General features: G+C 52.5%; 1 protein-coding gene. It reads left to right on the top strand.

Annotation, left to right across the window (positions count from 1 at the left end; genetic code table 11):
- Window positions 1–263, top strand: a 263-nt coding sequence (locus tag NLF92_RS13230; RefSeq protein ID WP_254102700.1) for a CHRD domain-containing protein, incomplete at both ends; no start/stop codon positions are given.

Here is a 263-nt window from a genome sequence, read left to right as displayed (position 1 = left end):
CTCGTTGTTCATACCACTGGCGTAGACGATGCAACAGCTGCCCATATTCACACCGGCGGTATTGGCATGAACGGTGATGTTCTGGTGGGATTGGAACAGTCAATGAGCGATCCAGGCATGTGGATGACACCGGCGGATACAGCGATTAACGCTGATATTCTGGCAGTGTTGGCCTCAGGCGGCCATTATGTGAACGTGCATACGCCAGCATTCCCGGGTGGTGAAATCCGTGGTCAGATCGTAACGCCTGAATATGTTATTGC

The sequence above is a fragment of the Opacimonas viscosa genome, from assembly GCF_024199005.1.
In the GTDB taxonomy this organism is placed as follows: Bacteria; Pseudomonadota; Gammaproteobacteria; order Enterobacterales; family Alteromonadaceae; genus Opacimonas; species Opacimonas viscosa.
Note: the sequence above shows the minus strand (reverse complement) of the source record. Positions and strands in the feature narration are given on the sequence as shown.